Consider the following 2,093-nt stretch of genomic DNA (forward strand, 5'->3'; position numbering starts at 1 on the left):
TCTGGTGGGCCCTACCGGGATCGAACCGATGACATCTACGGTGTAAACGTAGCGCTCTACCAGCTGAGCTAAAGGCCCTTTATAATCGGGTGGGCATAACTGATCCAGCTGCCAGCACCCGATTGGGGTATAGCCTACCTGCACGTACGTAGTTCCTGGTAACCGCGACCGAACGTCCGGTATGTGTAGTTGATCACGTATCCACCCGCCTCCGGGCTGGTGCGTCAACGGGTTGTGAGCCATTCGACAGGGCAGAAGTTGGCATCTGATGGCAAGCATGGGTTAACGTAGGAGTCACGAACGCACGGAACATTGCCTTCGTACTAGGGGACGCTGGTGCGCTGGATCGCTTTCGGGCGTGACAGATACGGCGGTTCGATTCCGTCGGTCTCCACCGTAGAAGCCCCGGACCGCACAGGTCCGGGGCTTTTCCCTTGCCCAACTGTGAGCGTGGGAACAAAAGGCAATACCCGCTCAGGCGCCCCCTCGGTGCGTAGGCTTGTGCCATGGCTGCAGATAAGAAAGCTCAAATTGGTGTCACCGGCCTCGCGGTGATGGGCGCGAACCTCGCCCGCAACTTTGCTCGCCACGGCTACTCCGTGGCCCTTCATAACCGCTCGGTGGGTAAAACCGATGCTCTACTCGAGGAGCACGGTTCGGAAGGCGATTTCATTCGCACCGAGACCATGCAGGAACTCGTGGACTCCTTGGAGAAGCCGCGGCGCATCCTGGTGATGGTCAAGGCGGGTGCTCCCGTGGACTCCGTGATCGAACAACTCACTCCGTTGCTCGACAAGAACGACATCATCATCGACGGGGGTAACTCGTACTTCCAGGACACGCGCCGCCGCGAGCGGGAATGCGCGGAGAACGGCCTGCACTTCGTGGGAATCGGTGTGTCCGGCGGTGAGGAGGGCGCTCTGAACGGCCCGTCCATCATGCCGGGTGGTTCCGAGGAGTCCTACAAGAGCCTGGGTCCCATGCTCGAGGACATATCAGCCAAGGCCGGCGATGGTAAGCCCTGCTGCGCTTGGATCGACACGGACGGTGCCGGTCACTTCGTGAAAATGGTGCACAACGGCATCGAGTACGCAGACATGCAGGTTATCGGCGAGGCGCACGAGCTGCTGCGCTCGGTCGCCGGACTGGAACCGGCCGAACAGGCAGACGTGTTCGACGAGTGGAACAAGACCGAGCTGTCGTCCTACCTGATCGAGATCACCGCCCACGTTCTGCGTCAGGTGGACTCCAAGACCGGCAAGCCGTTCATTGATATCGTGGCCGACGCCGCCGGCCAGAAAGGCACCGGGCGTTGGACCGTTCAGGAAGCCCTCGAGTTGGGGTCGCCCGTCACGGCCATAGCCGAGTCCGTGTTCGCTCGGGCGCTGTCCTCCTCCGAGCCGGAAATGCGCCGTGAGGCCCAGGACATCCTGCCCGCGGGCATCGGAGACACCACCGAAGACGTGGTCAAGGACCCGGAGTTCGTGGACGACATCCGTAAGGCGCTCTACGCGTCCAAGTTGGTCTCCTACGCCCAGGGCCTGGACATGCTCACCATGGCCGGCCGTGAATACGGTTGGGATCTGAACCTGGCCACCATCGCCAGCCTGTGGCGCGAGGGCTGCATCATTCGAGCGGAGCTGCTCAACGTGATCATGGAGGCCTACGCGGGGGACAAGGATCCCCTGAACCTTCTGTTCGCCCCCGAGTTCATTGCGGCCATGGAGGACGCATTGCCCGCATGGCGCCGGGTGGTGGCACGCGCCGTGGAACGCGGCATTCCGGCACCGGTGTTCTCCTCGGCGTTGGCCTACTACGACGCCCTGCGGCGCCCCCGGTTGAATGCCGCCCTGACCCAGGGCCTGCGCGACTACTTCGGCGCGCACACCTACAAGCGCGTGGACGATCCGGAGAGCTCGTTCCACGTCCTGTGGAGCGGAAACCGTTCAGAGGTCGTCTCCTGATTCGCAGGCAGTAGAGCCACTCACGACGCCGCGGGCCGCCTTTCGAACGAAACGCGGCCCCCGGCGGGCTGATTATAAGCACAGCACGGCAACCACACAAACACCAGGCGGGCTAGATGTTTGTTGGCG

1 protein-coding gene and 1 tRNA gene are annotated in these 2,093 nt (G+C 62.4%); one reads left to right on the forward strand and one right to left on the reverse strand.

What is annotated here, in order from left to right:
- Positions 1–2: 2 nt before the first annotated feature.
- Positions 3–78: transfer RNA gene (locus tag Q4E95_RS01510), tRNA-Val, on the reverse strand.
- A gap of 428 nt (positions 79–506) precedes the next feature.
- Between Q4E95_RS01510 and gndA the strand changes: the two genes are divergently transcribed.
- Positions 507–1,964 (forward strand): NADP-dependent phosphogluconate dehydrogenase, encoded by a 1,458-nt coding sequence (gndA, locus tag Q4E95_RS01515; protein WP_303381616.1) that lies wholly within the window; start codon positions 507–509, stop codon positions 1,962–1,964.
- Positions 1,965–2,093: the final 129 nt, after the last annotated feature.

Origin of the sequence: Kocuria sp. (genome assembly GCF_030536815.1) — a bacterium.
In the GTDB taxonomy this organism is placed as follows: domain Bacteria; phylum Actinomycetota; class Actinomycetes; order Actinomycetales; family Micrococcaceae; genus Kocuria; species Kocuria gwangalliensis.

Excerpts from the sequence above, each read along its gene's own strand:
- gndA (WP_303381616.1), top strand. The coding sequence starts at position 507 with ATGGCTGCAGATAAGAAAGCTCAAATTGGTGTCACCGGCCTCGCGGTG.